1 pseudogene is annotated in these 353 nt (G+C 60.6%); it reads right to left on the reverse strand.

Features of this window, described 5'->3' with window-relative positions:
- Positions 1-73: 73 nt before the first annotated feature.
- Positions 74-353 (reverse strand): annotated as a pseudogene (locus tag B2790_RS21065) (aromatic amino acid transporter AroP); the annotation flags it as partial.

The raw sequence follows: 353 nt of genomic DNA on the forward strand, positions 1-353 counted from the left end.
GAAAGGGGCGGCACAGGCAACAAAAAACCCGAAGCCAGTCACCCGGCTTCGGGTTTTCTATCGACGCAGCGCCTTACTTGGCCACGCTACCAGCAGCCCCAAGCGCCTGCGCCCTGCGGCGCGGCTTGACCATGTAGACCACGAACATGGCGAACAGCCACACCGGGATCGCATACACGGACACCTGGATACCCGGGATCATCGCCATGATGCCCAGGATCAGCACCACGAACGCAAGGCAAATGTAGTTGCCATAGGGGTACCACAGCGCCTTGAACAGCGGCTTCTGGCCAGTGCGGTCCAGGTGCTGGCGGAACTTCAGGTGCGAGTAGCTGATCATCGCCCAGTTGATC

It is taken from the genome of Pseudomonas sp. UBA6753, assembly GCF_002453565.1.
In the GTDB taxonomy this organism is placed as follows: Bacteria; Pseudomonadota; Gammaproteobacteria; order Pseudomonadales; family Pseudomonadaceae; genus Aquipseudomonas; species Aquipseudomonas putida_Z.